Genomic DNA, 23,244 nt, shown 5'->3' on the forward strand with positions numbered 1-23,244 from the left:
CCTTCCCTTCGCAGAAAGAACACCGGGATCCTATACTTTCCGCCTCGCAGGTCCCTAAGGGAATGGAAGCGGAAGTCGATTCAGTTCGTCGTAAGTTAGTCTGCCGTGTTTTAGGCCCAATTGCATGGGGACATCGTAATATCTTGGATGTCCGAAATATCCATGTGAGGGTAAGTGCGCGTGGGTCAATTGTGGCATGAAAACTTTTATCAAGTGCGCGTCAGGCCAACATGAATCGCTAAAGTCAAAGAGGATCGGGTCTATATTGCGTTGCAAAAGCAATTCTCTGACCGCGTCATACTCTCCATTCAGATCACTGCCCGAGATCGACGGCACTTGATCCCAGGCCACCCGGGCTGGACCATCCGCATACCATGACAGCAAGGACAGATTCTCCTTGAAGCCATAATATATCAATGCATAGTAAAAATCTGTTAGATCTGAAAGTTGGCTGTCGGGCCTAATGTGGTCCCACGCGTGCGGCGTCAGCGCGTAGCCAATCTGCGCCTGACCGATCTCAAAGACAGCCTGTATCAAGGCGCGATCGGGTTTTCCCCATCCGCCCCCGCCCGCTAAAAGGGCCCTTCCGTCCCGCGACTTATCAAAAGTCATCACTGTGAAGACCGGAAGGGGAATATCAAGCGTGTTCAGGAGTACTCGGGCCTTCTGAATATACGGGGTCATCATCCGAGGAGCGCTTTGCTCAGTGTTATTTTTTAAAAATTCAACCAGATCAATGTCAACAACTGCGGGCGGCAGTTTGCAGTACCAGGACAGATTTATCGCGTCCCTTTCCACGTTCTCGTAGATCCCGTGTAAAACCGCTTGACGAAAGTTCGTATGAAAGACCAATCCCCCGCTCGTCGCGTAGCCGATGCGCGCCTCTTGAGGAAATGCGCACCAATGAAAGGCAACGAGCTGGGCAGGAACATACACATCTTGGGCGGCAAAGAGGCGCTTGCCCTGTAACCATGCGACCGGAGTATCTTCTGTAAACGGAGCAAACGGAAATTCTTCCTTGGCATACTGTTCCACCGCGAATAAAGGAAGCTCTCCTGGTGGAAGCGCCGGAAGCCCACGCGCTTTTAGTTCGTCGTATGTACCGAACTCGGCGCGGTCTCGTAGTAGTCGAGTTTGAAGGGCTGCCAAGATACGTTCACAAGCCTCCCCCATATTTCCGAGGAAAGCCTGCTTCATTGTAGGGCCCTTGCCACCAATTGGTATAGCCACTGAATCCCAGAGTGGACTCTTGCCGACAAGATCGCCGAGCAGGCGACCAACAGGTGAGTGGCGGCAAGAGGTGCCGTACATTGAGAGGTCAAGGAGTTTCGGACGGTGGATGCTGACGGCTGTTACCGGGCCAATAGATTGATTGTAAAGCCGCGGCACAACTTCATATTGCAAGCGCCGATTCTCGTCATAGAACGAGTCGAAAAGTTCAATTCGCTCGTTAAGATTTGTTGCTTCTAACACCATTCTGCGCCTGATGTTTTCCTTGATGAAACAACTCAAGCGGTTCCGGACTATCTATATCTAGAAGGTCGAGAGGCAGCGCGGCCGTATACTCGGGTCTGTCGCGGGAACACACCGGGCACCGCGGCAATCTTAGAACGTCTTCAACGTCCACCAACATGCGATCAAAGTAGATCGACTGCACTCGCCCCAGTACAAACGACTTGTTCTGCAAAAGAAATTGTAAAGCGGCAAAGGAAGCATATCCTCCGACGACCTCAGCAAACGCTGGTAGCCCCGGAAAGTACGAGCAAGCTCCGCGCCGGATAATGTGTTGCCTATACCTACGCGACATTTGCTGACTGATTACAGGCGCCTCGCTCAGCGTGCGCAGACAGTTGTAACATGCTGTGTAAGGGGGCAGAAACGCGGGGCCTACTAACCCGATATTACCATCCACCATCGCCATCATCCACGGTCGACGGTTTTTGACGCAAACCCGATTGATCAAATGTAGGAGCCGCAAGTCGGTCTGCTCCAATGCAACTATCGTCAGATCGGCAGCCAGGATCGCCTGTTGTACCCCATCGACATCCAATTTCGCGTCGATAGCCGCAACTCCACCGCTACCTGCCGCGGCGAGTAGGGCAGCTGCGGTATCGTGAGCCTTTCCATCAACAATTTGGTGGCCTAGTCCAAAAAGCGGGAGAGAAGCTCTCCACACTTCGTCCACCTTTCGGTCATCTAATAGATTGAGCTGAGGGACACCACTTTCAGCCAATCCGTGGGATATGCGAATGCCTACCGGTCCTAAACCTACTATGCTGACCTTCTTATTTTGAAGAGAGGATTGGTCCCCGTAGGTGTACTTCAAGTACTGCTGCACCGGCGATTCAGTTGCGGCTGTGAGCAGCCCCTTCGCTACGAGATCCACTACAATCCGGCGCACCTTTTCTAACGGAACACCCAACGATTCTCCTAAGTGTTCCATTGTCTTAGGAGATTCGGAGATCGAGTCGAGAAGGCGGCCAAGGACACCTGTAAGTCCGGCGTCACGGAGTAGTTCCGCAGGTTTGGAGCGCGATCCAAATTGAATGAGCACTTCATCGGCGCCAAGGACAACTACATCGAGCCCCTGCGCGACGGCCAAATACGCACAGTCCTCTGCGCAAGACGGTTGCTTCATCGACATACAATTAGCCCTACCTGAGCGGGCTCAACCTGAGCTGGCTCAAACGCCTTCGACGGTGACCGTGCCTTCAGAGATAACACCGTCCCGAGCAAACTGAGCCGCTCGACGTGTTTGTAGAGCAGACCTAATAACCGGACCGCCACTCCTTGCCGACAGGTTAGCCGCCCATGCATCAACCGCCCGCGGCAGCTGCCCTGTCACCGCGTGCTGTTGGTGCGGACATGCTCTTGACCGCGAAGGGTCCACTCGACCATTAGGACTGACCGCCGGCTCCTTGAGGCCCTCGCATACCACTCACAGCAAGATCCCACCCCCAACACCAACCGCCCCCGGCTGCGGCCTGACCTTGAGGGCCTTGAGGCGCCCGCATACTACTCACAGCAACATCCCACCCCCAACACCAACCGCCCCCGGCTGCGGCCTGACCCTGAGGGCCTTGAGGCGCCCGCATACTACTCACAGCAACATCCCACCCCCAACACCAACCGCCCCCGGCTGCGGCCTGACCCTGAGGGCGTTGAGGCGCTCGCATACTACTCACAGCAACATCCCACCCCCAACACCAACCGCCCCCGGCTGCGGCCTGACCCTGAGGGCCTTGCGGCGCTCGCATACTACTCACAGGGAGATCACTCGACCAAGACCAGCCCCCCAAGGCTGCAGATTGACCACCTTGTCCAGCTGGCGGAAATACGTTGTCAACCATTTGGGGTTCCTCCTTAAAGACATTTCGCGTCAATGCGGAGAACGAAAACGATTCCACAACCAGGGTGAGAATGCAAGTTTTCAATGGCGCGATCGTTTCGTCGCCGCTCAACTTTTTGGGATGCTCTTCCCACTTGAAGGGCATCGCGAACCTTGCTCGACTTCTACTGCGCGTGGGCACGTATGGTGCTCAAGACGAGTTCCCACTTCGCCCAAGACAACTGCGGAGCTTGCCAAATTGGTCGCCCGACTGGCGCCCTCGCCCACAGACGGCGCACTCGAGTCGAAACCAAGGTTTCGGGTGTTGCAGACGTCCGCACGCCGTGTAGTGGATTTTAGTCACCAATGCGATCCTGATTGACAGCCAAAATAGATTTTCGCTGGGCACGGTCCTCTCCCCCGACCGGCGACGACCGAGATGACCCGCGGAGCCGGGGCCGCTTGAATCGGTTTGTTAGCTGGCCGCTCTTGATCCCTTTCTATCATGCTGCCAGAGACTCTCTGTCTGTTGCTGTTGCTGTGGGCTTGTGGTCGAGCGTCAGCGTTGTCCATCGTGTCCAGCCTTGGCGGCCTGCTACGTTCGCGCCAGACCGGCATCGGTGCGGATAGCCGAGTGCCTGATGAAGGCGACGACCGTTGCAGCATGCGATCCAGTTTGCGATTCCTGATTTGGCCTCGCAGCGGTCGGCATACTTCCAAGATAGATGTCCTCATCCTTGAGCGACCGCGACAGTCGCGTCGATAAAGACGTTGTCCATCCTACGACCGCGGCCACCCATGGGAGATCTTAATTCCTGCGCCCGCCAACGCGCCGGTGAAGGTCGCACCGGTGAACTGGCTGCCCTGGTCGGTGTTGAAAACCTCCGGCGTGCCGTACTTCGCCAGCGCCTCTTCCAGACCCGCCGCGCGTGTTCGACAACCGCCACGCCAGAACCGCATCGCTCGCCCAGTCGCTGACGGCGACGAGATAAAGAAAGCCGCGGCCGATGGGCAGATAGGCGATGTCGGCCGCCCACACCTGGTTCGGCACAACGATCGTCATGTTGCGCAGCAGATAGATCTTGTGGCCCGACGCTGGCTTGGTCTGTTCGCCTTCGGTCCCAGCGCCGCGATACCCATCTTGCGCATCAACCGCTGCACGCGCTTGCGATTCAGCATCGCGGTCATTCGCCGCGAGCCCAGGAACCGGCCAGGCGGCGAACAGCTCGTCGATCCGCCGCGTCAGAGCAAGGTCGTTGTCGTTGGCCCGCCGCGCGGCGGGCGAATGGATTCCGACGACTTATGTTGATCGTGACGCCGTCGCAGTCGGTTGGCTGACGACGCCTCCACTCACGCGGGCCTTAAAGAACACAACGATATTATCTATGATGAACGTGTCGCGCGACTCTTCGTTGCCGAGATGGATTATGACCGATTCAATGTGCAGGACATTGTTTTCCCTCAGCACATTGGCATCTACGACGAGTGAATGACTTTTCCAGGCGGGGATTGTTATGGGAGCGGGGACAGAACCAATTTGGATAGAAGCAATTGCCGGTCCAGGAGTTATGCCGCCTGGAATGCTTACACCATTGATTTGTAGAATATTCCGGTCTCGATCGTTCGTCCGGCCGCCCGCCGTAACGCCGAGAGACTCGAATTGAAGCACCGCCATCTGACTTGGATCAACGTTGGGGCAGGAGAACGGAAAGTCCTTTGCTATACCAACGAATGGTGCCTCTAGCTCGACTTTGGTTTCGAACGCAGTCACCCGGTTCCTGTCTCCAAATTGTTGCCGTACCGGTTGGATCACTGTGAAGTCTATGGGCATTTGGTCTTCTCCTTTTGATAGTAGGTGTATGCCTAGCTAAGAACTTGATGATTTCGGACCTAGGCGCGATCAGTTGCGAAGCCCGATTTGCCTCGACGATCCGACATCGTCAGCTTGCCCGCAAAGTCTTAAAAGCATCGGACGCTACTTCGATTTGCTAAACGCCGCCGCGCTCGGAGATGGAATAATTCGGGGGTATTACTTTGCTCTCGCTTCCGACCTAACACATCTGTGGTACTCAAGACTGAGATGCGAAAACTGATAACCACGTCGATCATTGCGGGGCCGCTCAAGTGGTCTTCAGCACGCGACAAAGCTCCGTTGTTGCCGCCTGCTTAGTGCCGTAAACATAGCACGCCACGCCCTCTCTGGTATGTCCGAGATTGTTAAATGTGTTGTCGTCTTCGGCGACCGACGTAGTGTATGAGTGATCGCCGTTGGCGGGGTTCAGCAGTCGATAGAGTTCTGTGGTTCCCGCCTGCTTGTTGTTGTAGACGTAGCAGGCGACGCCCTCGCTAACATAGCCGATCTCGCTGACTGCGTTATCGCGTTCGACGGTGGAAGTGGTGTAGAAGTGGTCGCTGGCGACAGTGCGCGTCCCATAAAGTGAGCGAATCCCTGCGATATCGTCAAAGTGCAGAAAGCGCTGCACGGTATATGCAGCCCACATGAGGGCTCCGACACGTTGCTATGGTCAAGTCCCAGTGCGTGCCCGAGTCTCATGGGCTGCCGTGTTAACGAGATCGAAGCTGCCTTCGGGAACGGGACGCGCCACGCTCCAGGTCTCGGCGTCGTAGAAGTGGATGTCACCAGAGTATATCCCGCCACCGGAAGGCGGATAGGACGGCTGTCCGCTGTGGGTCTTGGTCATTCCGACCGAGCAGTGACCACTTGCTCCTACGCGCCAGCTTCAAAAAGTTCTGCCCATCATGGGTCCACAACTGCATATCGTCATGATGGGGAGGAACGCCCCTAACGCGCATCGCTCGTGAGGCTGTGGCCCGACGACGCAGACGTTACTCGCTCGCGGTTGCTGCGCCCCAGGCGCTTGCATACCGGTCCCCGGTTGGACTGGACCGGCCGCAAACGCGGTACTATTCTGTTGTCGCAAGGCTTCGGCAAACCTATTCTCGACCTCGTAAGCCGGGTCTTCAACGCCGCTCCAGCTCCGCATGTATTGGACGGCGAAACTGTGCACACCCCATTGGGCTATTGTTGCACGTGCATCATTTCATGGGCCCAAAGTGCGTGGTTGCTGGCCTCGCTCGGACCTCTAAATACAATCACGTCAATCAGGGTGACTGCGAGCGCATCTCCAAAACGCATTGAATTGTTGGCGAGGTTGAGTTCCCCGCCGTCCCTCACCTTAAACCGCACTAGGCTCATCAAGCGTATCTCTCCGGCGAAGGCCGCCTTGTGTAGTTTGCGAGGCGGCCTGAGGATTTGACCTTAAGTCTAGCTTTAAGGTCACGCCGGGAATGCAGGTCAATGTGTTGGGCGCCGAGCGTCGGCGGCGATGGAGTTACGACGAGAAGGTCCGCCTTGTCGAAGAGACCTTGCAGCCCGGCGAGACGGTCTGCGGGGTGGCACGCCGGCACGGGGTGGCTCATAGCCTGCTGTTCACCTGGCGTCGACAAGCGCGCCAGGGGCGATTGGGCGGAGATGCTGCGCCTGCTCTTATTCCCGTCGAGATCACACCTGTAGCGGCTCCGATCTCGAGCGGCGCACCACAACTGGCGTCTTCACCGCCTGCGCAGCGTGCAAGGGCTGGAATCATCGAGATTGATCTCGGGGGCGGTTGTCGTGTTCGCGTTGACCGTGACGTGGACGTTGAGGCGCTGCAGCAGGTTCTTGAGCTGTTGCGACGACGATGATTCCGATTCCGAGCGGCGTCAGAGTCTGGATCGCGACCGGCCACACCGATATGCGTCGCGGCATGCGAAGCCTGGCTCTTACGGTTCAGGAGAGCCTGAAGCGCGATCCCCATGCCGGCGATCTCTACATCTTCCGGGGCCGCAGCGGCGATCTGGTCAAGATTCTTTGGCATGATGGGTTGGGTATGTCGCTCTATGCCAAGCGCCTGGACCGAGGCAAGTTTATCTGGCCTTCGGCGTCGGACGGCGCGGTATCGATCTCAGCGGCGCAGATGGCCTATATGCTGGAAGGGATCGACTGGCGGAATCCACAACTGAGCTGGCGACCGAGAAGCGCTGGTTGAGCACAAAATCCAGCAGATTTTGCATTTTTGGGGAGTCCCAACGCTTCCAATTTGTGATTCACTATGTCGCATGGATGCTGAGCGCGACGCTGTTCCGGATGACATTGCCGCCCTGAAAGCGGCGCTGGCAGCCGAGCGCGCGAAGGGTTTGGAGATCGCAGCTGAACTTGCGGTCGCCCGTGCGAAAGCGTCTGAGGACGAAGCGCTGATTGCCCAGCAGAAGCTGCAAATTGCCAAGCTAAAGCATCAGATCTACGGCCAGCGGTCGGAGCGTTCGTCGCGCCTGATCGAGCAGTTGGCCTTGACGTTCGAAGAGTTGGAAAGTGACGCCACTGAAGACGAGCTGGCGGCGGAGCGCGCTGTGGCCAAGGCGACGACGGTGCGCGGATTTACGCGCCAGCGCGGCGAACGCCAGACGTTCCCTGAGCATTTACCGCGCGAACGAGTGGTGATCGAACCGCCGACGGCTTGCGAGTGCTGTGGCGGCAATCGTCTGCGCAAGCTCGGCGAGGACGTGACGAGGACACTGGAAGTGGTACCACGCCAGTGGAAGGTGATCGAGACGGTGCGGGAGAAGTTCTCCTGCCGCGACTGCGAGAAGATCAGCCAGGCCCCGGCGCCATTCCATGCCGTCGCACGGGGATGGGCCGGCCCGAGCCTGTTGGCCATGATCATGTTCGAGAAGTTCGGCCAACATCAGCCCTTAAACCGCCAGGCTGAGCGCTACGCCCTGGAAGGCGTGCCGATCGCGCTGTCGACCATGGCGGACGCCGTGGGATCGGTCAGTGCGTCGCTGGATCCCCTGCTGCGCCTGGTCGAAGCCCATGTCATGGCGGCCGAGCGCCTGCATGCCGATGATACGACGGTGCCGGTGCTGGCCAAGGGCAAGACCGATACGGCACGGTGCTGGATCTACCTCCGGGACGATCGGCCGTTTGGCGGCGCCGGGCCGCCGGCGGCGATGTTCTACTACTCCCGCGACCGTAGGGGCGAGCATCCCCAGGCGCATCTGGCGGGGTATGCCGGCATCCTGCAGGCCGACGCCTATGACGGGTACAACCAGCTCTATCTGGCGGGACGCCACCCTGGACCGATCCGGGAAGCGGCGTGTTGGGTCCATGCGCGGCGCCCATTCTTCGCCATGGCCGATATCGAAGAGAATGCGCGTCGCAAGGCCACCGGCAAGAAGGAGATCCCGCTCTCGCCCATCGCGGTCGAGGTCGTGCGGCGGATCGATGCGCTGTTCGAGATCGAGCGCTCCATCAATGGCAGGAGCCCCGAAGAGCGTCTGGAGATGCGACAGACGCTGAGCCGGCCCCTGGTCGAGGACCTGCAGGTCTATATGCGGGAGCAGCTCGCCAAGCTGTCCCGTGGGCACGACCTGGCCAAGGCGTTCAACTACATCCTGAAGCGGTGGGCGAGCTTCACGCGGTTCCTGGAGGACGGCCGAGTCTGTCTCTCGAACAATGCCGCCGAAAGAGGCTTGCGAGGCATCGCCCTTGGACGAAAATCCTGGTTGTTCTGCGGCTCTGATCGCGGCGGACGGCGCGCGGCTTCCATGTATAGCTTGATCATCACGGCCAAAATGAATGGCGTCGATCCACAGGCCTGGCTCACGGATATCCTTGCCCGCATCGCCGCCCACCCAGCTCACCGGCTGGACGAGCTTCTGCCCTGGAATTGGACGCCGGCATCAGCGTTCTCCGCTCGAGCGGCATGACCACGCACGTCAACAAGGTTCATCACGTCACCACCATCACCCAGGTCGCAAAGGACCTCGGTGAAGACGAAGACTGGCTGGGCGACATTGCCATCGAAATGGAGATCGAGGACGGCCTGATCTGGGTCTATGGCGTCGGCGAAGATGGTGTTCAGGCGTTCACCGACTTTGGCATCGAAAACCTGATCGAGCTCGTCAGGTTCTACAAAGAAAACCCCAAGCTGCTCACGCGCTGGCAACGGGAATGATCCAATCAGCCTGCGGCCTACGCCGGATGCGTACCATCAAGCCATCATCGTACCAACCTTGCAGACTCTGCCTGATTTCAGGTGGCATCGGCATCGCGCCATTCGTTGCATCATTGCGCGACTGGATGATCCATTGCTCCAGCGCTGGACCTGTAAACACGGACGACTGAAATTCTAGTCGCATGCGGTCTATGTCGCGCCCGAACTGAGTAATCCTTGGATCGATGCGGTCGAGGCCGTTGCTAAGATCAGTACGTGCCTGATTGAAGGTGCGGCCTGTCTCGCGACCGACATCCTGCCCGGCCTTCTCAAGGGTTTTGCCAACGTTGCAGGCAACGTCCCACGGGCCGCCGCAAGAAAGCGCGGGAGTACAGGTGACTAACGAGAGAACAACTATCGAAATGGCATTTCGGCATCTGCGCATGATAACCTCCACGTTGCCTCCACACGCGTGTCTATGTGTCGGCCGAACTGGATCGTCTGCGGTGCGACAAAGTATCACCTCACCAATAGTTGTTTGAACCGGTCAATGATCTTGTCGGATGCGCCATTGAGACGCATCGAACACCAACCGAGCGCATTGAGTTGAGACATCGAGTCTCGGCATTGGGCTCCCACCTTCGGCTGTCGCGAACGGGACCCTTGAAGTTGGTCAGGTAGCAGTGAGGCGACAGCTTGTAGGTAACGTAGAGGACCAACCCCACCGTGACCATCTTAAGTCGCTCGCTGAGTCCTCGGGTGTGTACCCATAGTTCCAGCGCGAGTCTGGTCGACCTCTGAAAGCAGACATCACGTCGTCGAAGACTGAGGACCGCTAAGGGCAATGACCGGACTCATGCACCGCAGCAAACAACAGATGTCGATGCGCCAACGGACAAGGCCCCAAAAGCCGACGGTGGCGTTCCGGATAACGTATTCAGGGGAAGCAAGACGCGGGTAGATGGCTTGCGGGAGAGCCAGGGAGCGCAGTCGATAAACCGCGGCCATTTTGCCTGCAACGCCAGGGCCCCGGCTGCGCGGGACCCCTCGCTGGCTGGCAAAATCCCGACAGATCAGGTTGGGCTCAAGGGGATCAGCGTCATTTCCTCTGGATAATAGCGGAAGCCATCGCCCTGCTTCGCCACGTGGCCGATCCCCGGCCAAGCAAAATGATAGGCGAGCAGGCGCGTCCTGCCCTCCGCCAGCATGTTGAGCACACGCACCCGGCTCTTCGCCGACTGTTTGGCGTCGGTATCGTACATGAACTCGGTCAGCGGTTTCTCCAGAAGCAGGACCGGGTGGTGAGCGAGGTCGCCGATGTAGCACAGCGAGTCCATGCCCGAATTGATCATGAAGACCGTGTGACCGACCGTGTGGCCCGGCGCCAAGATCGCATGAACACCGGGCAGGATTTCCTCGCCGTCCTTGATGAAATGCATCCGGTCCTTGTTCGGCTGCAGATTCTTGCGCGCCGTATCGAGAAAGACCTTGAACTCGGACGGCACCTTGGTCTCGTCAGTCCAGAAATCGTAGTCCGCCTGCGTGATGAAATATTCGGCGTTCGGGAAGTGACGCGATCCGTCGTCCGCCATGCAGCCGCCGCAATGGTCGATGTGCGCGTGCGTCATCACCACCGCGTCGACGTCTTTCGGATCGATTCCCGCCAGCTTGAGGCTGCTCATCAGCCGGCCAGTCGTCGGACCGAATAGCGTCAGGCTTCCCATCCCAGTATCGAACACGATGAGCTTGTCGCCGGTATTGACCACCAGCGCGTTCTGCTGCAGCACCGCGTTGCTGAGCGGCAGGAAGTTGTCGGTAAGCTGCTTGTCCATCTCGGCAGCGCTAAGACCATTGAAGTTCTTGTGGGGGTCGCCGAGGGGCAGCGGCCCGTCGGTCACGATCGTTGCTTCAAAATCGCCGATCTTGAAGCGATAGAACGGGGCAACCTGGGTGCCGAGCTTCGGGGCCGTGGCGAATGCTGGGCTGAGCGAGCCGAGAGCGCCCATCGTTCCAACTGCAGAGGCTCCGATCAGCAAGTTACGGCGTGATACCGCATCGTATCTGGCCATGTGCTTCCTCCTTTTCGTCGCATCATTGGCGCTTATGCGCGAGCGAACGTTACCGCAGCCTGGGCCGCGCTTCGAGCAGAAAGTCGCAAAATCCCGATTGAGGTCCGGTCGCCCGAGCATGCCGCCGATGCCTGACGTCGCAAAAGCCGTTCCGAAGGGAGAAATGCCTCGACCTATTCATGAACGGATTGCAGTGGGCTTGTGATCGACTACAACGACCTTTCGTGCCTCAAGGTCATTCCTTGATAGATTAATCGTCCGGCTTCTCACGGGTTATCACCCCGGTCTTGGGGTCTGCATGGAATTCCATCTTCTGTCCGTTCTTGATGCCTTTGCCCTCCCACCGGCCCTCGTCGGCTTCAATTCGGGTGACCACCGTGTAGCCGGACTCCATGACCTTCGCCTTCACCTGTTCAATCGGCATCCAGTCAGGTCCAGGTTGGTCGGCATTTGCCATCGAGCTGACGGTGAGGAATCCGATTACCGTGATTGCGGCTGCCTTCATCGCGGGCCTCCCGTGGTTGAACGCCTTAACCGAAAGGCAAGTCGGTTGTTCGTGGAAGTAGGCGTAGTGTCGCGCTGACCAAACGGAACCGCGCGGAGAAGGCGCGCGCGGCACGCGCGAGCACAAGAAAAGCCCGCCTCCAGGGGGAAACCTGAAACGAGGCGGGCCTCCGGGAGTACGTGCTGGCCAGCGCATACCCCTAACCGAAGTGTTGCACGACTACCGACGGAAGGGAAGTGGGTTCCGAAACACCTTGGCCGAACGGTTAGCTGCCGGCGGTGAGTTGCTCAAAGGTCTCCTTCGTCGCTCAGGCCCACGACAAATTCGAGGCCGAGAACCGTCTGATCATAGACGTAGGCCACGCTCTCAGGGGCGCAATCGATGCAGCAACAGGTGGGTCCTAGCACAACTGAACGTCCGCTTGGGCTCAGAATGCGAAGAACTCAGCGCGAGCAAATCCAGTCCGCTAAGCCCTGCTAAGCGCACCTCAATGAGCGGTGTCGTCACTCCGCTGATGGGCCAATAGCTGACATACCCAGGCCGTGCCGGAAGGGCTCAAGGGGCCTAATCGCCGGTTGGAGTAATGCGAAACTCAACTACCTCGGGCAAGCTGCGCAAATGCTTGGCCAGCCTTTCCGCATTAGCCCTGTCCCGGCTCTTGATGGTCATCCGGTATTCGAACTGCTGCCCGCCCTCGCTGAGGCGGGATGACAGGTTGGCGATCGTAAAGCCGTGAGCCCCGATCAGCTTGTGGATCTCACTTTCGCCCATAACGTTGTCGCGGGCGAAGCGCAGCATGTGGTGGGCGTAGAACTCACTCGGCAATCGCGCCTCGATGACTCTGAATAACGCGAGCACCATCAGGGTCGCAACGGCGCCAACGAACGCCGCAAACCAGAATCCAATTCCAACCAGAATACCAATAGCTGCGGTGACCCAGATGGACGCGGCAGTTGTCAGTCCCCGGACAGTCAGTCCCTCTTTGAAGATGACGCCAGCGCCTAAAAAGCCGATGCCGGTCATAATTCCCTGGGCCATGCGGGTTGGGTCAGTCCGGATGGCGTCGTGTTCAAGCAAGGTCATCCACTGGTGCTGATAAACCGTGACGATCATTAGAATGGCTGAGGCAATGCAGACGAGGGAATGCGTTCTAAAACCCGCAGGGCGTCCATGAAAGCTACGCTCGAACCCGATCATGGCGCCAATAGCGAGAGCACCCGCAACTCTAACAATAATCACCAATTCATCATGCCCCATGGCTCACCAGCTCCGTGACGCGGTCCGTCGCAAACCGCGCCAACCTAGGTCATTTCAGGACATGCTCTACGGGAATGGGCGGTCAGCCGCGCGACTGTTTAGCGCGAGTCCAGGCTTGTTGGAGATGCCGCTTTCGGGCTTTAGGCGCATCAACTTTGATCCCCCAAATCCTGACCACCTGCTTCGAACAACCGGAAAGCTCCGCAATTTCCTTGTAACTGGCAAGGCCATTTCTGAGCATGTAAAGCGCGGCGGACTTTGTCGCCTCCCATTCTGGCCTGCGTGTTTTCACCGATAGCCTGTCGCCGACGTTCGAATTGGAAAACAACCCGCCTCCTAAGGAAACTTAGAGGCGGCAAGTCAAAGTCACAGGGAGGTGTCGCTAACCTCCCTTGAAAAAAGGCTAACACACCGACCGAAAACGCCAAGAGTATACTTGAAGCCGAAGTCATGTGTGAGCCATACAGGAGATCATTTCGCACTTGCACAGCAGTGCGCGAACCTCGTCGCTGCGATGCAAAGACTGCGCTCGGCCGGCTCGCGGCATCGAGCTCACGCCGACCTCCCGCTATTCGAAAAGGCTTTTTCCCGAGGCGAGGCGAATAGGCCCAGCAGAAAAAAGACGCCCGATTCCACACACCTCAAAGCCGTGGGATCGGGCGTTTCTTAGTTGATCGGGAGGACACCGTTGCGGGTATCCTCGCCACCTTGATTAGCATCATTGTTGGTTCGGGACCACCATCCGCCCGATCCTTGGAAACCTTCGAGACTCTCAATCAGCTGCCTCTTACTGGAGGAGCTGTCGAGAAGGCCCAGCGACCGTCACTTTTCCTTGGTAAGCACGGTAAGCACCCGGATGGCCTCGCATCTCACAGACTTAGTCGTCTAACTTCTCTTGCACTATGACCCCTGTTTTGGGGTCCGCATGGAATTCCATCTTTTGCCGTTCTTGATGCCTTTTCTCTCCCATCGGCCATCGTCGGCTTCGAGCTTGGTAACTTGAGTGCAGCCCGATTCCATAATCTTCGCCTTAACTTGGTCCATCGGCATCCAACCCGGACCCGGCTGATCAGCTCGCGCTGCCGAACCAACAGCGAAAGCACCGACACGAGAACTGTGGCGAGCTTCATTGCGGTCATCCTCTGAATGACTGCGGGAGCCTTGATCAGATTGTTCGTCTTACTCGCGCACGGACACTATTTGCGGTAATGTGCCTTGCGAAACCTATCGGGCGAGCGGAGCGGGAGCAAGGCGAACGAGACTCCGCGACATGGCACGCTAGGGGCGGCGCACCTCGAAGTAGGTTTTGGCACCACGCTGGAACCCTGCCCTCTCGTAGAAGCCTAGCGTTGCCTCCTGTTTTGAACCTGTCGCCAAATGGACTTTGTAGCAATCGGCCCGAACCGCGATATCGATAGCGTGAGCAAGAACCCGTCGGCCAAGTCCTAATTTTCGGTACTCGGCATGGGTGACTACATTTTCGATCACTCCATACGATCGTCCGCCGCGAGATAGGTTAGGCACAATGGCGAGAGTGCATGAAGATACGAGCAGTTCTGCTGCTTGCGCCACAATCACGGTCATGAAGTTGGATGTGAGCAACGTCATCCAGATGCGCTCGGCCGTAGCGGCCTCCAGTTGGGGCTCATTCGGATGAAGGTATCGGTAAAGTCGCAACATCTGGTGCAAATCGTCTTGCGTGGCAGAACGGATAATGGCGTCGGTCATTCAACAATCCATGATCGGTGACGGTCGGAGCTACTAGGTAAGGGTCAATTAGCCCGCAAGCGATTTGTGCGGAAAAGATCGATGCTGACCACGCGGGCGCTTCAGCCAAGCCATTCGTAAATTGCGCGTGCTTGAAAGGTGTGCGTCTCCAATCACGCCCCACGACGACAGACGCCGCAATCTTCGGAGCCTAAGTCAATCACGGGCCAATTGCAAAAGTGAGCAGCTTCATTGTAGGTTAGGTGACTTCCGCTCTGCGTACATCTATCCAGATGCAATATAGAAAGAAGTTTCTATCCGACTTGGCTGATCGCCTTGTCGCAACCTCGCCAGATCGAACGGCCCGCGTCGCTATCGACGGCGTCGACGGGGCAGGAAAGACCACATTCGCTGATGAACTCGGAACCCTAGTTGCGACTAAGGGGCGGCCTGTCATTCGAGCGTCGGTAGACGGATTTCATAATCCAAAAACGGTCAGGTATCGGCGTGGGCGACATTCACCGGAAGGCTTTTTTGAGGATTCGTACAATTACACGGCATTGAAGCAATACCTGCTGGACCCGCTGAGCCCCGGTGGTTCTCGCATGTATCGTCGAGCGATCTTCGATCATGTGACCGATGACAGTGTACCTGCCGATGATCTGGAGGCACTGCCGTCTTCCATTTTGCTGATAGACGGCATCTTTCTGCATCGGCCAGAACTGCTCACCTACTGGGACGTTTCGATTTTCCTCCGAACAGACTTCGCTGTATCCGTTGCGCGGTGCGCTTCGCGCGATGGCTGGTCGCTGGACCCTGCAGCTCCATCGAACCGACGCTACGTTGAGGGACAGCGGCTCTATCTTCTGAACTGCCAACCGGAAGCGAAGGCTACCATTGTGATCGATTACAACGACCTTTCGGCACCCTCGCTCGTAGTCTGAGGTCAAGCGGCCCGCGAAGGGTAATCACAAAAGTTTATCCGATGGGTCTCCACTACCGGGCGTGTCGCTGCGCCCATCGCTATAGTCTAGGAGCTCACATGGGTATTTCGAAGTCGCCGAGCAAAGCCTCCGCGAGATATAGCCGTCACTTGCCTCCAGTAACATCGAGAAACGTGCCAGTAACGAACGAAGCTTCGGTGCTGGCCAACCACAGGATCGCACTCGCAACCTCTTCAGGCCGCCCTCCTCTTCCCATCGGGATTGACTCCTTGACACGATCTACCCGTCCCGGCTCTCCGCCGCTCGCATGCATTTCGGTGTAGATGTGTCCGGGGCGAATGCAGTTGACGCGGATTCCATCGCGCGCGACCTCCTTGGCGAAACCGATGGTGAACGTTTCCAGGGCCCCCTTCGATGCGGCGTAGTCGACATATTCGCCGGGACTGCCGAGCCGAGCTGAGGCCGATGAGAGATTGATGACCGAGCCGCCCGGCCCGTTGTGTCGGTAAGACATCCGCTTCGCGGCTTGCTGTGCGCAGAGAATGGGCCCGATCGCGTTCACGGCGAAGATCCGTTGCATCCGATCGAAACCGAGATCCTCCAGCCGCGACTGTCGCGCGAGGACAGCCGCGTTGTTCACCAACACATCAATTCGGCCGAACTTTTGGTCGATCGCTGCAAAGAGTTGCGCCACCTGCTCGGGATCCGCACTATCCGCACATATGGGCAACGCCCGGCGCCCCGCGGCTTCCACATCTGCCGCTACTGCAAGGGCGGCAGCCTTGTTGGAGACGAAGCTGATCGCGACGTCGTAGCCCTGTGCGGCAGCAAGCCGAGCGGTTGCCGCACCGATGCCACGGCTACCACCCGTTACAAGCATCACCGGCGCTTGAGAAACGGTTTCCATTGAGCGAACCTCCATGTTGGCATGATGATGATCGGACCTTGGCCGCCCGGAATCGGGACGGTGCGGCCACTTCGGCCGTCCGTCGCCTGCCCGCAACTCATCAAACGGCTTTCTCGGAGCTGCGCAGATAGGGTCGCAACGCTAGTACGAGTGGGACGATCAGGGCGGCAGTTGCCGACGAGGCCAGCAGCCCAATCGTTCGGCTGCTGTGATCGGCAATCGTGCCATAGACGATGGGCGCGAAACCTCCTGCGCCGATGACGCTTGTATAAAAAACTGCGAAAGCTCGCCCGGTATCGCCGTCGGAAAGCTCCGGCACAGTGCCATAGAGCACCGAAGAGGTGCCATTCAACACGATGCCGAGCAACGGGAGCAGGATTAGCGTTGGCGTCAGAGTCGTGAACAGCGTTGCCGCAATGAGCAAGGCGGTCGCTGCCTCGGTGATTACAACGGTGCCAATGACACCAAACCGCTCGCCGAGCCAGGCGCATGTCGCCTTGCCGAACGCGCCACCGATGAAAAGCAGGGCGAGCGCGACACCAACAACCGGCAAGTCGCCCCCCTGTCCATGGATAAGAAAGGGCAGAAAGAGCAGATACCCCATACGCGTCGCCGTATCCAGCGCACCGATCGTCGTGAGTATGCGAAAGCCGCCGCGACCGCGGCCGATCGCGGCATCTCCAACGACATTTCTACGAACAGAAGCAGCCGGTGTCAGCAATGCCAGTGCGACCACCAGCACCATCCCAAGCGCCGCCATCAAACCCAGCACCGATTGCCAGGCGCAGACCGGCAACAGGACTGCGACAAGCGCCGGCAAGGCGGCTTTTCCTAGATCGCCGGAAAAGTTATATATCCCGAGCGGCCGTCGGGAGGCCGTACCATAGCTGTCGGAGACGAGCTTCGAGCCGCGTGGATCCTGGATGCTTGAACCTATGCCGGCCACGACGAGTCCGACGCAAAGACCCGAAAAGCCGAACGGCAGCGCCATAATCAGCAAGCCCGCCGTGGCAACAACAGTAGACAGGCTCAGCGCTGCACGCGGCGACAATCCGCGAAGAACCCGGTCGGCTGGGATCTGCAGGCCCCCCATTGTTCCGAAATACAGTGCGCGCACTACGGCGAGCACCGCATAGGACAGGCCGAATTGCGCCTGCCAGACTGGCATGAAGGCATAAAGACCGTCGGTATAGCCGTCATGGAGCGCATGGGCGAGGCACGCGGCCAGCAGACTTCGCAAATTCCCCTTGCCCGTTAATCCTAGTGCAGTTTCGCGCGAGTGGCTCGTTGCCGCCGTTGCCGCATCGTTCATGTCAATTTCCTCGGCTTCACGAAGCGAGACTCGGCTCAGAAAATCTACATCATGACGCATTTCGGCTTCCTCAATGCGCCTTCAATACGATGAACCATTGAAAGGACTGGCGCAAACCAGTAATAATCGTCGTATGAGTTAGGATTTCTAACAATGGTTCAGCGCAGGACCTTGCCGCCGCTCAACGCCGTTCGCGCTTTCGAGGCGGCAGCTCGCCTTGGCAGCTTCAAGGACGCCGCAGTCGAATTGGGCGTAACGCATGGCGCAATCAGCCAGCAGGTGCGTCTCCTTGAGGACCGGCTAGGAGCGCCCGAGCTGTTCCGGCGAGCGACGCGGCGAGTCACGCTCACACCCGCCGGCACGGCGTTGCTCGACGAGGTCGGCCCAGCGCTCGACCGCATTGCCTCGGCTGTCCAGCGCCATCGCGCCACGCGCGGCGAAGTGCCTGCCGCTGTGCTGCGCGTTAACGCATTGGCCACATTCAGCATGCGCTGGCTTCTTCCCCGGTTGAGACGTTTTCGGGACGAGCGACCCGACATCGAGGTTCGCCTCACCACGTCCAACGACCCGATCGACGCGCTTGCCGATACGTTCGACGTGGTCATTCGCGGCGGCCCGGATTCGTTTTACGGCTTTACATCCGGCTTTTTCTTACGGAGCGCCGTTTGCCGGTCTGCAGCCCTGCACTCGCCGCGACGCAGCCGCTGGATGACATTTCTGATTTCGCTCGGCACACTTTGCTACACGTCACTTCGATGCCGCGGCTTTGGCATGATTGGCTGCTACAAGCCGGACAGCCTCGCGTCACTCCGGCGGCGACGCTGACATTCGATCACTTCTTTCTGACCATTCAGGCCGCGATCGATGGATTGGGTGTGGCGATGGGACCGACCGCCCTGATTGGCGACGACGTCGCGGCCGGCCGCCTGATCGCGCCATTTCCCGGTGTCAGTCTTCCAGCAAGGAGCTACTTCGCCTACTTGCCCGTGGAGAGCGAAAACGGCTCCCCGACCGCCGTATTTTGCGATTGGCTGGTACAAGAAGGGCAGCAATCCGCCCGCAACGCAATGTCCGGGCGCTGAACACCGATCGTTCCGCTTAACTGTCAAAGCACTCGAACGTTCAAAGAGGCAAAAGCCGGTATGGATCATTTGCCGCTTGCTGCCAGCAAACCTCCCTCGGCGACCTCTCACATCATTCGGTGCTGTTTCTGAAGCGGCCTCGAATGGAATTCTTCGAAATATGCGGCAGAATCGCGCGTGAAACTGCTCACCTTGCTAGCAGCGAACAAGGCCCCGGTTTGTCCTAGCACTTCGCTTGGCCGGGCTACCGCCATATCCCAAGCCGATGCAGATGATGCTGCGATCGAAATGGTCCGGGAGGCACATAGCTTCCCGGGCCTCTCTTTTTTCTGCCGCAGCATGATCACCCTCGGAACGTCATGGCTTCATAGCGCCCTGCGCACTAGTATAGACGGCGTAGAGCGAGGACGAGCCGCAGATGTAAAGCCTATTTCGTTGCTGACCGCCGAAGCAAACATTTGCGACGGTTTCTGGTATGTGGATCTTGCCGAGCAAGTCGCCGTCGGAAGCGTAGCAGCGCACGCCGTCCTCGTTCGGATCGCCCCAACCCACGGAGCACCAGATACGGCCGTCGCGGTCGCAACGCATGCCGTCGGTAATGCTGGGTTTGGGCATTTCCGCAAAGACCTTGCTGTTCGAAACTTTGCCGGAGCCTATGTCCACGTCGAATACGCGGATATGAGATGGATTGTCTGGCCCGTCCGTAAAACCGGTGTCGATGACATAGAGCTTCTTCTCGTCGGCTGAGAAGGTAATGCCGTTAGGCTCCACGAAGTCATCGACGACAACCTTGATGTCACCGGATTTCGGATCGACGCGGTAGACATTGTTCTTAGCCTGCTCCTTCTCGGCTTTGATTCCCTCATAATAGCCGCCGATGCCATAGCCAGGATCGACGAACCAAATCGAACCATCAGAGGCGACGACCAGGTCGTTAGGCGAGTTAAGTTTTTTTCCATCGTATGTGTCGGCGATGATCGTGATGGAGCCGTCGAGTTCGGTTCGGGTGACTCGCCGGCCGCTATGCTCGCAGGTCAAAAGGCGTCCTTCCCGATCGATCGTGTTGCCGTTCGAGTTCATCGACGGTTGGCGGAATACGCTGACGTGGCCGTCATCCTCCGAAAAGCGCATAATGCGGTTGTTGGGAATGTCACTGAACATCACGCAGCGCCAAGCCGGGATATAGACGGGGCCCTCGGCCCAGCGAAAACCGGTCGCGACACGCTCAACTGCCATGGTGCCGGCGAAGGCCGGGAAACCGGTAGGCCCGAATGAGACCTTGGGCTTTTTCATAGACTCCAGACGGGAATCCGGATAACGGGCTCCGGGGAGTGGTCCCAGGGGAAGCGGGGTTTGCAAGGTTGGCGCACCCGTTTGGCCGAATGGCGTTACGGTCGCCCCAGAAGCAGCCTTGATGGTCGCAGCTGCCGCGGCAGCCGCCGTTGTCGCCAAAAAATTGCGTCTGTTCATTGTTACCTCCCTAGAGAACTCCTCCGAACTCCCACCGGGTTTGTACTGGTAGGATGGTTGGGGGTTAGCAACCGTAGCACGAACAGAACTCGCGTAAGAGCCGGTCGTCGTCTGGTCCGCGCAGCAGGGAACTTCTTTTGGTAGGCGGTGGAAGGGAAATTGGGGAATTCGGATGTAGCGGAGATAGGCATTACAGGCGCGAAAGCGTGAATCTAGTCTGGGAAACTAGACGCTTCTGCGGTTCCGCTCACTTTTGGCGGGGTCTGCGCTGGCTCCCTTTGATACCGTTGCCGTTTTGCCTCCCATTTGGCGGGCGACGGAATCTGACGACGCCTGAATCGAAGCCCCTATTCTCGACCGTGTCCCCTGAGGAGCGGGTTTCTCTGAGACCAATTTCATTTGATCGCGATCGACAACCACGCACCGGACCGGACATCACAGCGGGACGCCTCTCTGGCGAGATGGGCGCAGCAGCTGCGCAATGGGCTCAAAGACGATTGACACGACTAAGGCGATCGCGCTGATGCTGAGAAACGGGTTAGCCAGCTGTCAAGCTCAACTGTCTAGTAGATCGCGGCAAGTCATTTGCATTCGGGGTTCGACGCACCGGCAGCCCGAAAGCACTACCTTCACTCTGGATCGATGCCGGTCGATCGCTCCGCTGACGTGACCTCCGGCCTACTTGGGAAACAGCTTGTCGCGAATATAACGCGAGGTGGCCGTCAGCCGGATGCCGCTCGGCTTCCGCCATACAGCCCGGTCGATCTCCTTCGGATCGCCGATGATCAGCTTGCCTTTGGCGTTTTTGGCGACGAAGATCGCATCGCTCATTTTCCGCCCCGAGCGCTTGTTTTTCGCGGTGATCTCCTTCCAGAGGCTTATGCGTCCAAGCCTGAGTTTTGGTAGCTCCTCTTTGATTTCTCGGCGCAAGCAGTCCTTTTCGGATTCGTTCGGGCGACGGCGGCCGCCCGGAAACATCCAGAGACCGTCCGATCGACGCCTCACGAGGAGCACCTTACCACGCTTCGCAGCAACCAGTTTCGATGATTTCGTCATAGCCAGCCGCAACGACCAAGGAATCAGCGCAATGGTAACTTGTCTCTTCGGCTAGACAAGTTTGGCGGCCAACCGTGACGATCGCAGACAAGGTCTCTTTTTCCATCGTGGCCCCGTTCCATCGCGAATGATTGCTGCTACTCATCAACTATACAACCAAAGGATGATGTGAGGAATATGGACCGTGCAATCAGCGCACTGACCACCTTGCACCCCACGCCCGATTACGTTTCGATACACTCGTAGGTACCAAGGGGAAAAGGTCAATGAACCGGCTTCAGAAATTCGTTGAGCAAGGCGGATCCGGTGAGAGGACCGGCCGAACAGCGTACGCCTTCAACGCCTCGAATTTGCCCGAGGCGACTAAAGGGCTCGATTGGCGACCGATCACTGGTTTTAGCCCGGCCGATGAGGTTTTAGAGAACCCTAACCTGAAGCAGGTCTTCGAGGCGGCGTTGAAGCAAGGTTACGCACTGGTCACCCCTGCTTAGAGGAGCGCCTGAATAGAAGCGGCTTGATGGGAAAGCGAAGGTGTCGAAGGCTATGGAACTTATTGTCGCCGGCTAACTGAAGGTGCGCGACCGACGCGCCTTGAAGAACTTGCTGGCTCATCGCCGTAACGTCCTAGGTCAGCTGCAAGGCGTGTCAGGCATCAATCCGGAAAACGCGGTCAAAGCGATCCAAGAAGAGCTAACGCTGATCGAAGCTGGCCTCGAAGAACTCAAGCCACCGCCCGGCTCACTGCCTGACAACGAGTGGAGCCAGTGAGATCGCCTCAGTTTGGCCGGTTCATCTCGCGTTTGTAACCGGTTGGAAACCAATCTCAGCTAGGCTGCATGTCAGCGCCCGTTATCGGACAAGGCGTTACGCATGGGCAGGAGGAGCCCGCTCCCGAAAGGTGAGCGGGTTTTTTTTGGGTTGATCAGGAATGCGCGTAAATAAAATCACGTGGGATAAAATCGGCAGAGCGACAGAGCCGGGCCGTTACCAGTGCTTCTTCGGGTACCTGACCGTAACCGCCGAAGACATTCAGGTTTGGAGACGATACCCCGACGCAACGTTCACGTTGATGGCGCGGCCGGCGACGCAACAATCCGTTGCTGAGGACTACTACCTAGGCGCGTTCGATATCGGCAATCCTGAGCCGTAGGTTCCAGAATTAACTGTTTTCACGGACATCAAGCTTACTTCGCGACTTCGATTGCGAAGTCTTTTGGCGCCGATAGGTTTGTCTGCACCGGACATTGCCCCGTCCGGGTTCGGCATGGCGAGGTCGTCGCGCCAAGATACTCGGCGCGGCGGCTTCCTTTATCCGCCGCAACGGTGTGAGCTTCATTTTGACAAATAAGCCCGACAATGAACCCCTCGACCTCATTGAGATGCGGCGCCAGATCAGAGCTTTGCGCTCGCAACATTCTGATGATCTTCGGATCGCATCGCTGTTGAACCGCTTTCTTGTGAAGGTGGCATTTCTGACCGAGCCAACGGACCTCGCGCACGAGGAGTATCTCCGATCGGAGTTCGAAAGAACGCTGACAAAGGTCAAAGAGATTTGCGCACGGACCAAATCAAGCTGAACCCACACCTCCGCCCGGACGTTGGCCCATCTTT

26 protein-coding genes and 2 pseudogenes are annotated in these 23,244 nt (G+C 58.0%); 11 read left to right on the plus strand and 17 right to left on the minus strand.

Features of this window, described 5'->3' with window-relative positions; genetic code table 11:
* Positions 1 to 54: 54 nt before the first annotated feature.
* Entirely contained in the window at positions 55 to 1,476 is a 1,422-nt protein-coding gene (locus WN72_RS29775; protein WP_092220832.1) for a YcaO-like family protein, read from the minus strand.
* Positions 1,451 to 2,602: a ThiF family adenylyltransferase gene (locus tag WN72_RS29780; RefSeq protein WP_167381203.1), complete on the minus strand. Its 1,152-nt coding sequence runs from the start codon at positions 2,600 to 2,602 to the stop codon at positions 1,451 to 1,453. The genes WN72_RS29775 and WN72_RS29780 overlap by 26 nt, the downstream gene beginning before the upstream one ends.
* Positions 2,603 to 4,178: 1,576 nt before the next feature.
* Between WN72_RS29780 and WN72_RS47895 the strand changes: the two genes are divergently transcribed.
* Positions 4,179 to 4,637 carry a hypothetical protein gene (locus WN72_RS47895; protein WP_430640414.1) on the plus strand — a complete coding sequence of 153 codons (459 nt, stop codon included), beginning with the start codon at positions 4,179 to 4,181 and terminating at the stop codon, positions 4,635 to 4,637.
* Here WN72_RS47895 and WN72_RS29790 read toward each other — a convergent pair.
* The 3 genes from WN72_RS29790 to WN72_RS47900 form a co-directional block, all read right to left on the minus strand.
* Positions 4,629 to 5,159, minus strand: coding sequence for a hypothetical protein (locus WN72_RS29790; protein WP_167381201.1), 531 nt, complete (start codon positions 5,157 to 5,159; stop codon positions 4,629 to 4,631). The genes WN72_RS47895 and WN72_RS29790 overlap by 9 nt on opposite strands.
* Before the next feature lie 289 nt (positions 5,160 to 5,448).
* Entirely contained in the window at positions 5,449 to 5,829 is a 381-nt protein-coding gene (locus tag WN72_RS29795; RefSeq protein ID WP_092220839.1) for a hypothetical protein, read from the minus strand.
* A gap of 539 nt (positions 5,830 to 6,368) precedes the next feature.
* Positions 6,369 to 6,545 (minus strand): eCIS core domain-containing protein, encoded by a 177-nt coding sequence (locus tag WN72_RS47900; RefSeq protein ID WP_430640415.1) that lies wholly within the window; start codon positions 6,543 to 6,545, stop codon positions 6,369 to 6,371.
* Positions 6,546 to 6,637: 92 nt separating this feature from the next.
* Here WN72_RS47900 and tnpA point away from each other — a divergent pair, with 92 nt between their 5' ends.
* The 4 genes from tnpA (at position 6,638) to WN72_RS29820 (ending at position 9,345) form a co-directional block, all read left to right on the plus strand.
* Complete coding sequence (gene tnpA, locus WN72_RS29805) at positions 6,638 to 7,033, plus strand: IS66-like element accessory protein TnpA (protein ID WP_092218171.1); 396 nt, start codon at positions 6,638 to 6,640, stop codon at positions 7,031 to 7,033.
* Positions 7,030 to 7,377: an IS66 family insertion sequence element accessory protein TnpB gene (gene tnpB, locus WN72_RS29810; protein ID WP_018272609.1), complete on the plus strand. Its 348-nt coding sequence runs from the start codon at positions 7,030 to 7,032 to the stop codon at positions 7,375 to 7,377. Before tnpA ends, tnpB begins: the two co-directional genes overlap by 4 nt.
* A 70-nt stretch (positions 7,378 to 7,447) precedes the next feature.
* Complete coding sequence (gene tnpC, locus WN72_RS29815; RefSeq protein WP_194482929.1) at positions 7,448 to 9,097, plus strand: IS66 family transposase; 1,650 nt, start codon at positions 7,448 to 7,450, stop codon at positions 9,095 to 9,097.
* Complete coding sequence (locus WN72_RS29820; protein WP_092220559.1) at positions 9,094 to 9,345, plus strand: hypothetical protein; 252 nt, start codon at positions 9,094 to 9,096, stop codon at positions 9,343 to 9,345. Before tnpC ends, WN72_RS29820 begins: the two co-directional genes overlap by 4 nt.
* Here the strand turns inward: WN72_RS29820 and WN72_RS29825 are convergent.
* The 7 genes from WN72_RS29825 to WN72_RS29855 all read right to left on the minus strand — a co-directional run bounded on the left by WN72_RS29825 (position 9,323) and on the right by WN72_RS29855 (position 14,883).
* Complete coding sequence (locus WN72_RS29825) at positions 9,323 to 9,781, minus strand: hypothetical protein (RefSeq protein ID WP_092221164.1); 459 nt, start codon at positions 9,779 to 9,781, stop codon at positions 9,323 to 9,325. The two genes, WN72_RS29820 and WN72_RS29825, sit on opposite strands and share 23 nt — an antisense overlap.
* 616 nt (positions 9,782 to 10,397) lie before the next feature.
* Positions 10,398 to 11,393, minus strand: coding sequence for an MBL fold metallo-hydrolase (locus tag WN72_RS29830; protein ID WP_194483052.1), 996 nt, complete (start codon positions 11,391 to 11,393; stop codon positions 10,398 to 10,400).
* Positions 11,394 to 11,643: 250 nt separating this feature from the next.
* On the minus strand, positions 11,644 to 11,898 hold the full coding sequence (locus WN72_RS29835) for a PepSY domain-containing protein (protein WP_092213758.1): 255 nt from the start codon (positions 11,896 to 11,898) through the stop codon (positions 11,644 to 11,646).
* A 564-nt stretch (positions 11,899 to 12,462) separates the two neighbouring features.
* The gene (locus tag WN72_RS29840) at positions 12,463 to 13,155 is read right to left on the minus strand and encodes an MgtC/SapB family protein (RefSeq protein WP_092213756.1); all 693 of its coding nucleotides are present in this window, start codon (positions 13,153 to 13,155) and stop codon (positions 12,463 to 12,465) included.
* Positions 13,156 to 13,237: 82 nt separating this feature from the next.
* A complete protein-coding gene (locus WN72_RS29845) occupies positions 13,238 to 13,483 on the minus strand; it encodes a hypothetical protein (RefSeq protein ID WP_143130557.1) in 246 nt (81 codons plus the stop codon).
* Between the two features lie 572 nt (positions 13,484 to 14,055).
* Positions 14,056 to 14,205, minus strand: coding sequence for a PepSY domain-containing protein (locus tag WN72_RS29850; RefSeq protein WP_347341956.1), 150 nt, complete (start codon positions 14,203 to 14,205; stop codon positions 14,056 to 14,058).
* 228 nt (positions 14,206 to 14,433) lie between these two features.
* Positions 14,434 to 14,883 (minus strand): GNAT family N-acetyltransferase, encoded by a 450-nt coding sequence (locus tag WN72_RS29855; protein WP_092213754.1) that lies wholly within the window; start codon positions 14,881 to 14,883, stop codon positions 14,434 to 14,436.
* 302 nt (positions 14,884 to 15,185) lie between these two features.
* Between WN72_RS29855 and WN72_RS29860 the strand changes: the two genes are divergently transcribed.
* A complete protein-coding gene (locus WN72_RS29860) occupies positions 15,186 to 15,806 on the plus strand; it encodes a nucleoside/nucleotide kinase family protein (RefSeq protein WP_231164028.1) in 621 nt (206 codons plus the stop codon).
* Between the two features lie 145 nt (positions 15,807 to 15,951).
* Here the strand turns inward: WN72_RS29860 and WN72_RS29865 are convergent, their stop codons facing one another.
* Both WN72_RS29865 and WN72_RS29870 read right to left on the minus strand, forming a co-directional pair.
* On the minus strand, positions 15,952 to 16,713 hold the full coding sequence (locus WN72_RS29865; protein WP_092213843.1) for an SDR family oxidoreductase: 762 nt from the start codon (positions 16,711 to 16,713) through the stop codon (positions 15,952 to 15,954).
* A gap of 100 nt (positions 16,714 to 16,813) precedes the next feature.
* Complete coding sequence (locus WN72_RS29870; RefSeq protein ID WP_244553689.1) at positions 16,814 to 18,085, minus strand: MFS transporter; 1,272 nt, start codon at positions 18,083 to 18,085, stop codon at positions 16,814 to 16,816.
* Positions 18,086 to 18,178: 93 nt separating this feature from the next.
* Here WN72_RS29870 and gcvA point away from each other — a divergent pair.
* Both gcvA and WN72_RS47650 read left to right on the plus strand, forming a co-directional pair.
* Positions 18,179 to 19,107 (plus strand): annotated as a pseudogene (gene gcvA / locus WN72_RS29875) (transcriptional regulator GcvA).
* Between the two features lie 95 nt (positions 19,108 to 19,202).
* A pseudogene (locus tag WN72_RS47650) lies at positions 19,203 to 19,382 on the plus strand (MBL fold metallo-hydrolase); the annotation flags it as partial.
* Positions 19,383 to 19,464: 82 nt separating this feature from the next.
* Here WN72_RS47650 and WN72_RS29880 read toward each other — a convergent pair.
* A complete protein-coding gene (locus WN72_RS29880; protein ID WP_092213752.1) occupies positions 19,465 to 20,400 on the minus strand; it encodes an SMP-30/gluconolactonase/LRE family protein in 936 nt (311 codons plus the stop codon).
* A gap of 855 nt (positions 20,401 to 21,255) precedes the next feature.
* Positions 21,256 to 21,633, minus strand: a complete 378-nt coding sequence (locus WN72_RS29885; protein WP_092213750.1) for an NUDIX hydrolase — start codon at positions 21,631 to 21,633, stop codon at positions 21,256 to 21,258.
* A gap of 266 nt (positions 21,634 to 21,899) precedes the next feature.
* On the opposite strand from WN72_RS29885, the gene WN72_RS29890 reads away from it, so the two are divergent.
* From WN72_RS29890 to WN72_RS47065, 3 genes are all read left to right on the plus strand, one after another.
* Positions 21,900 to 22,124 carry a hypothetical protein gene (locus WN72_RS29890; protein WP_092213748.1) on the plus strand — a complete coding sequence of 75 codons (225 nt, stop codon included), beginning with the start codon at positions 21,900 to 21,902 and terminating at the stop codon, positions 22,122 to 22,124.
* 100 nt (positions 22,125 to 22,224) lie between these two features.
* Complete coding sequence (locus tag WN72_RS29895; protein ID WP_244553687.1) at positions 22,225 to 22,401, plus strand: hypothetical protein; 177 nt, start codon at positions 22,225 to 22,227, stop codon at positions 22,399 to 22,401.
* A 160-nt stretch (positions 22,402 to 22,561) separates the two neighbouring features.
* Entirely contained in the window at positions 22,562 to 22,783 is a 222-nt protein-coding gene (locus tag WN72_RS47065; protein WP_092213746.1) for a hypothetical protein, read from the plus strand.
* A gap of 34 nt (positions 22,784 to 22,817) precedes the next feature.
* Here the strand turns inward: WN72_RS47065 and WN72_RS29900 are convergent, their stop codons facing one another.
* The gene (locus tag WN72_RS29900) at positions 22,818 to 23,132 is read right to left on the minus strand and encodes a hypothetical protein (protein WP_167380676.1); all 315 of its coding nucleotides are present in this window, start codon (positions 23,130 to 23,132) and stop codon (positions 22,818 to 22,820) included.
* Positions 23,133 to 23,244 lie beyond the last annotated feature (112 nt).

The sequence above is a fragment of the Bradyrhizobium arachidis genome (assembly GCF_015291705.1).
Classification (GTDB): domain Bacteria; phylum Pseudomonadota; class Alphaproteobacteria; order Rhizobiales; family Xanthobacteraceae; genus Bradyrhizobium; species Bradyrhizobium arachidis.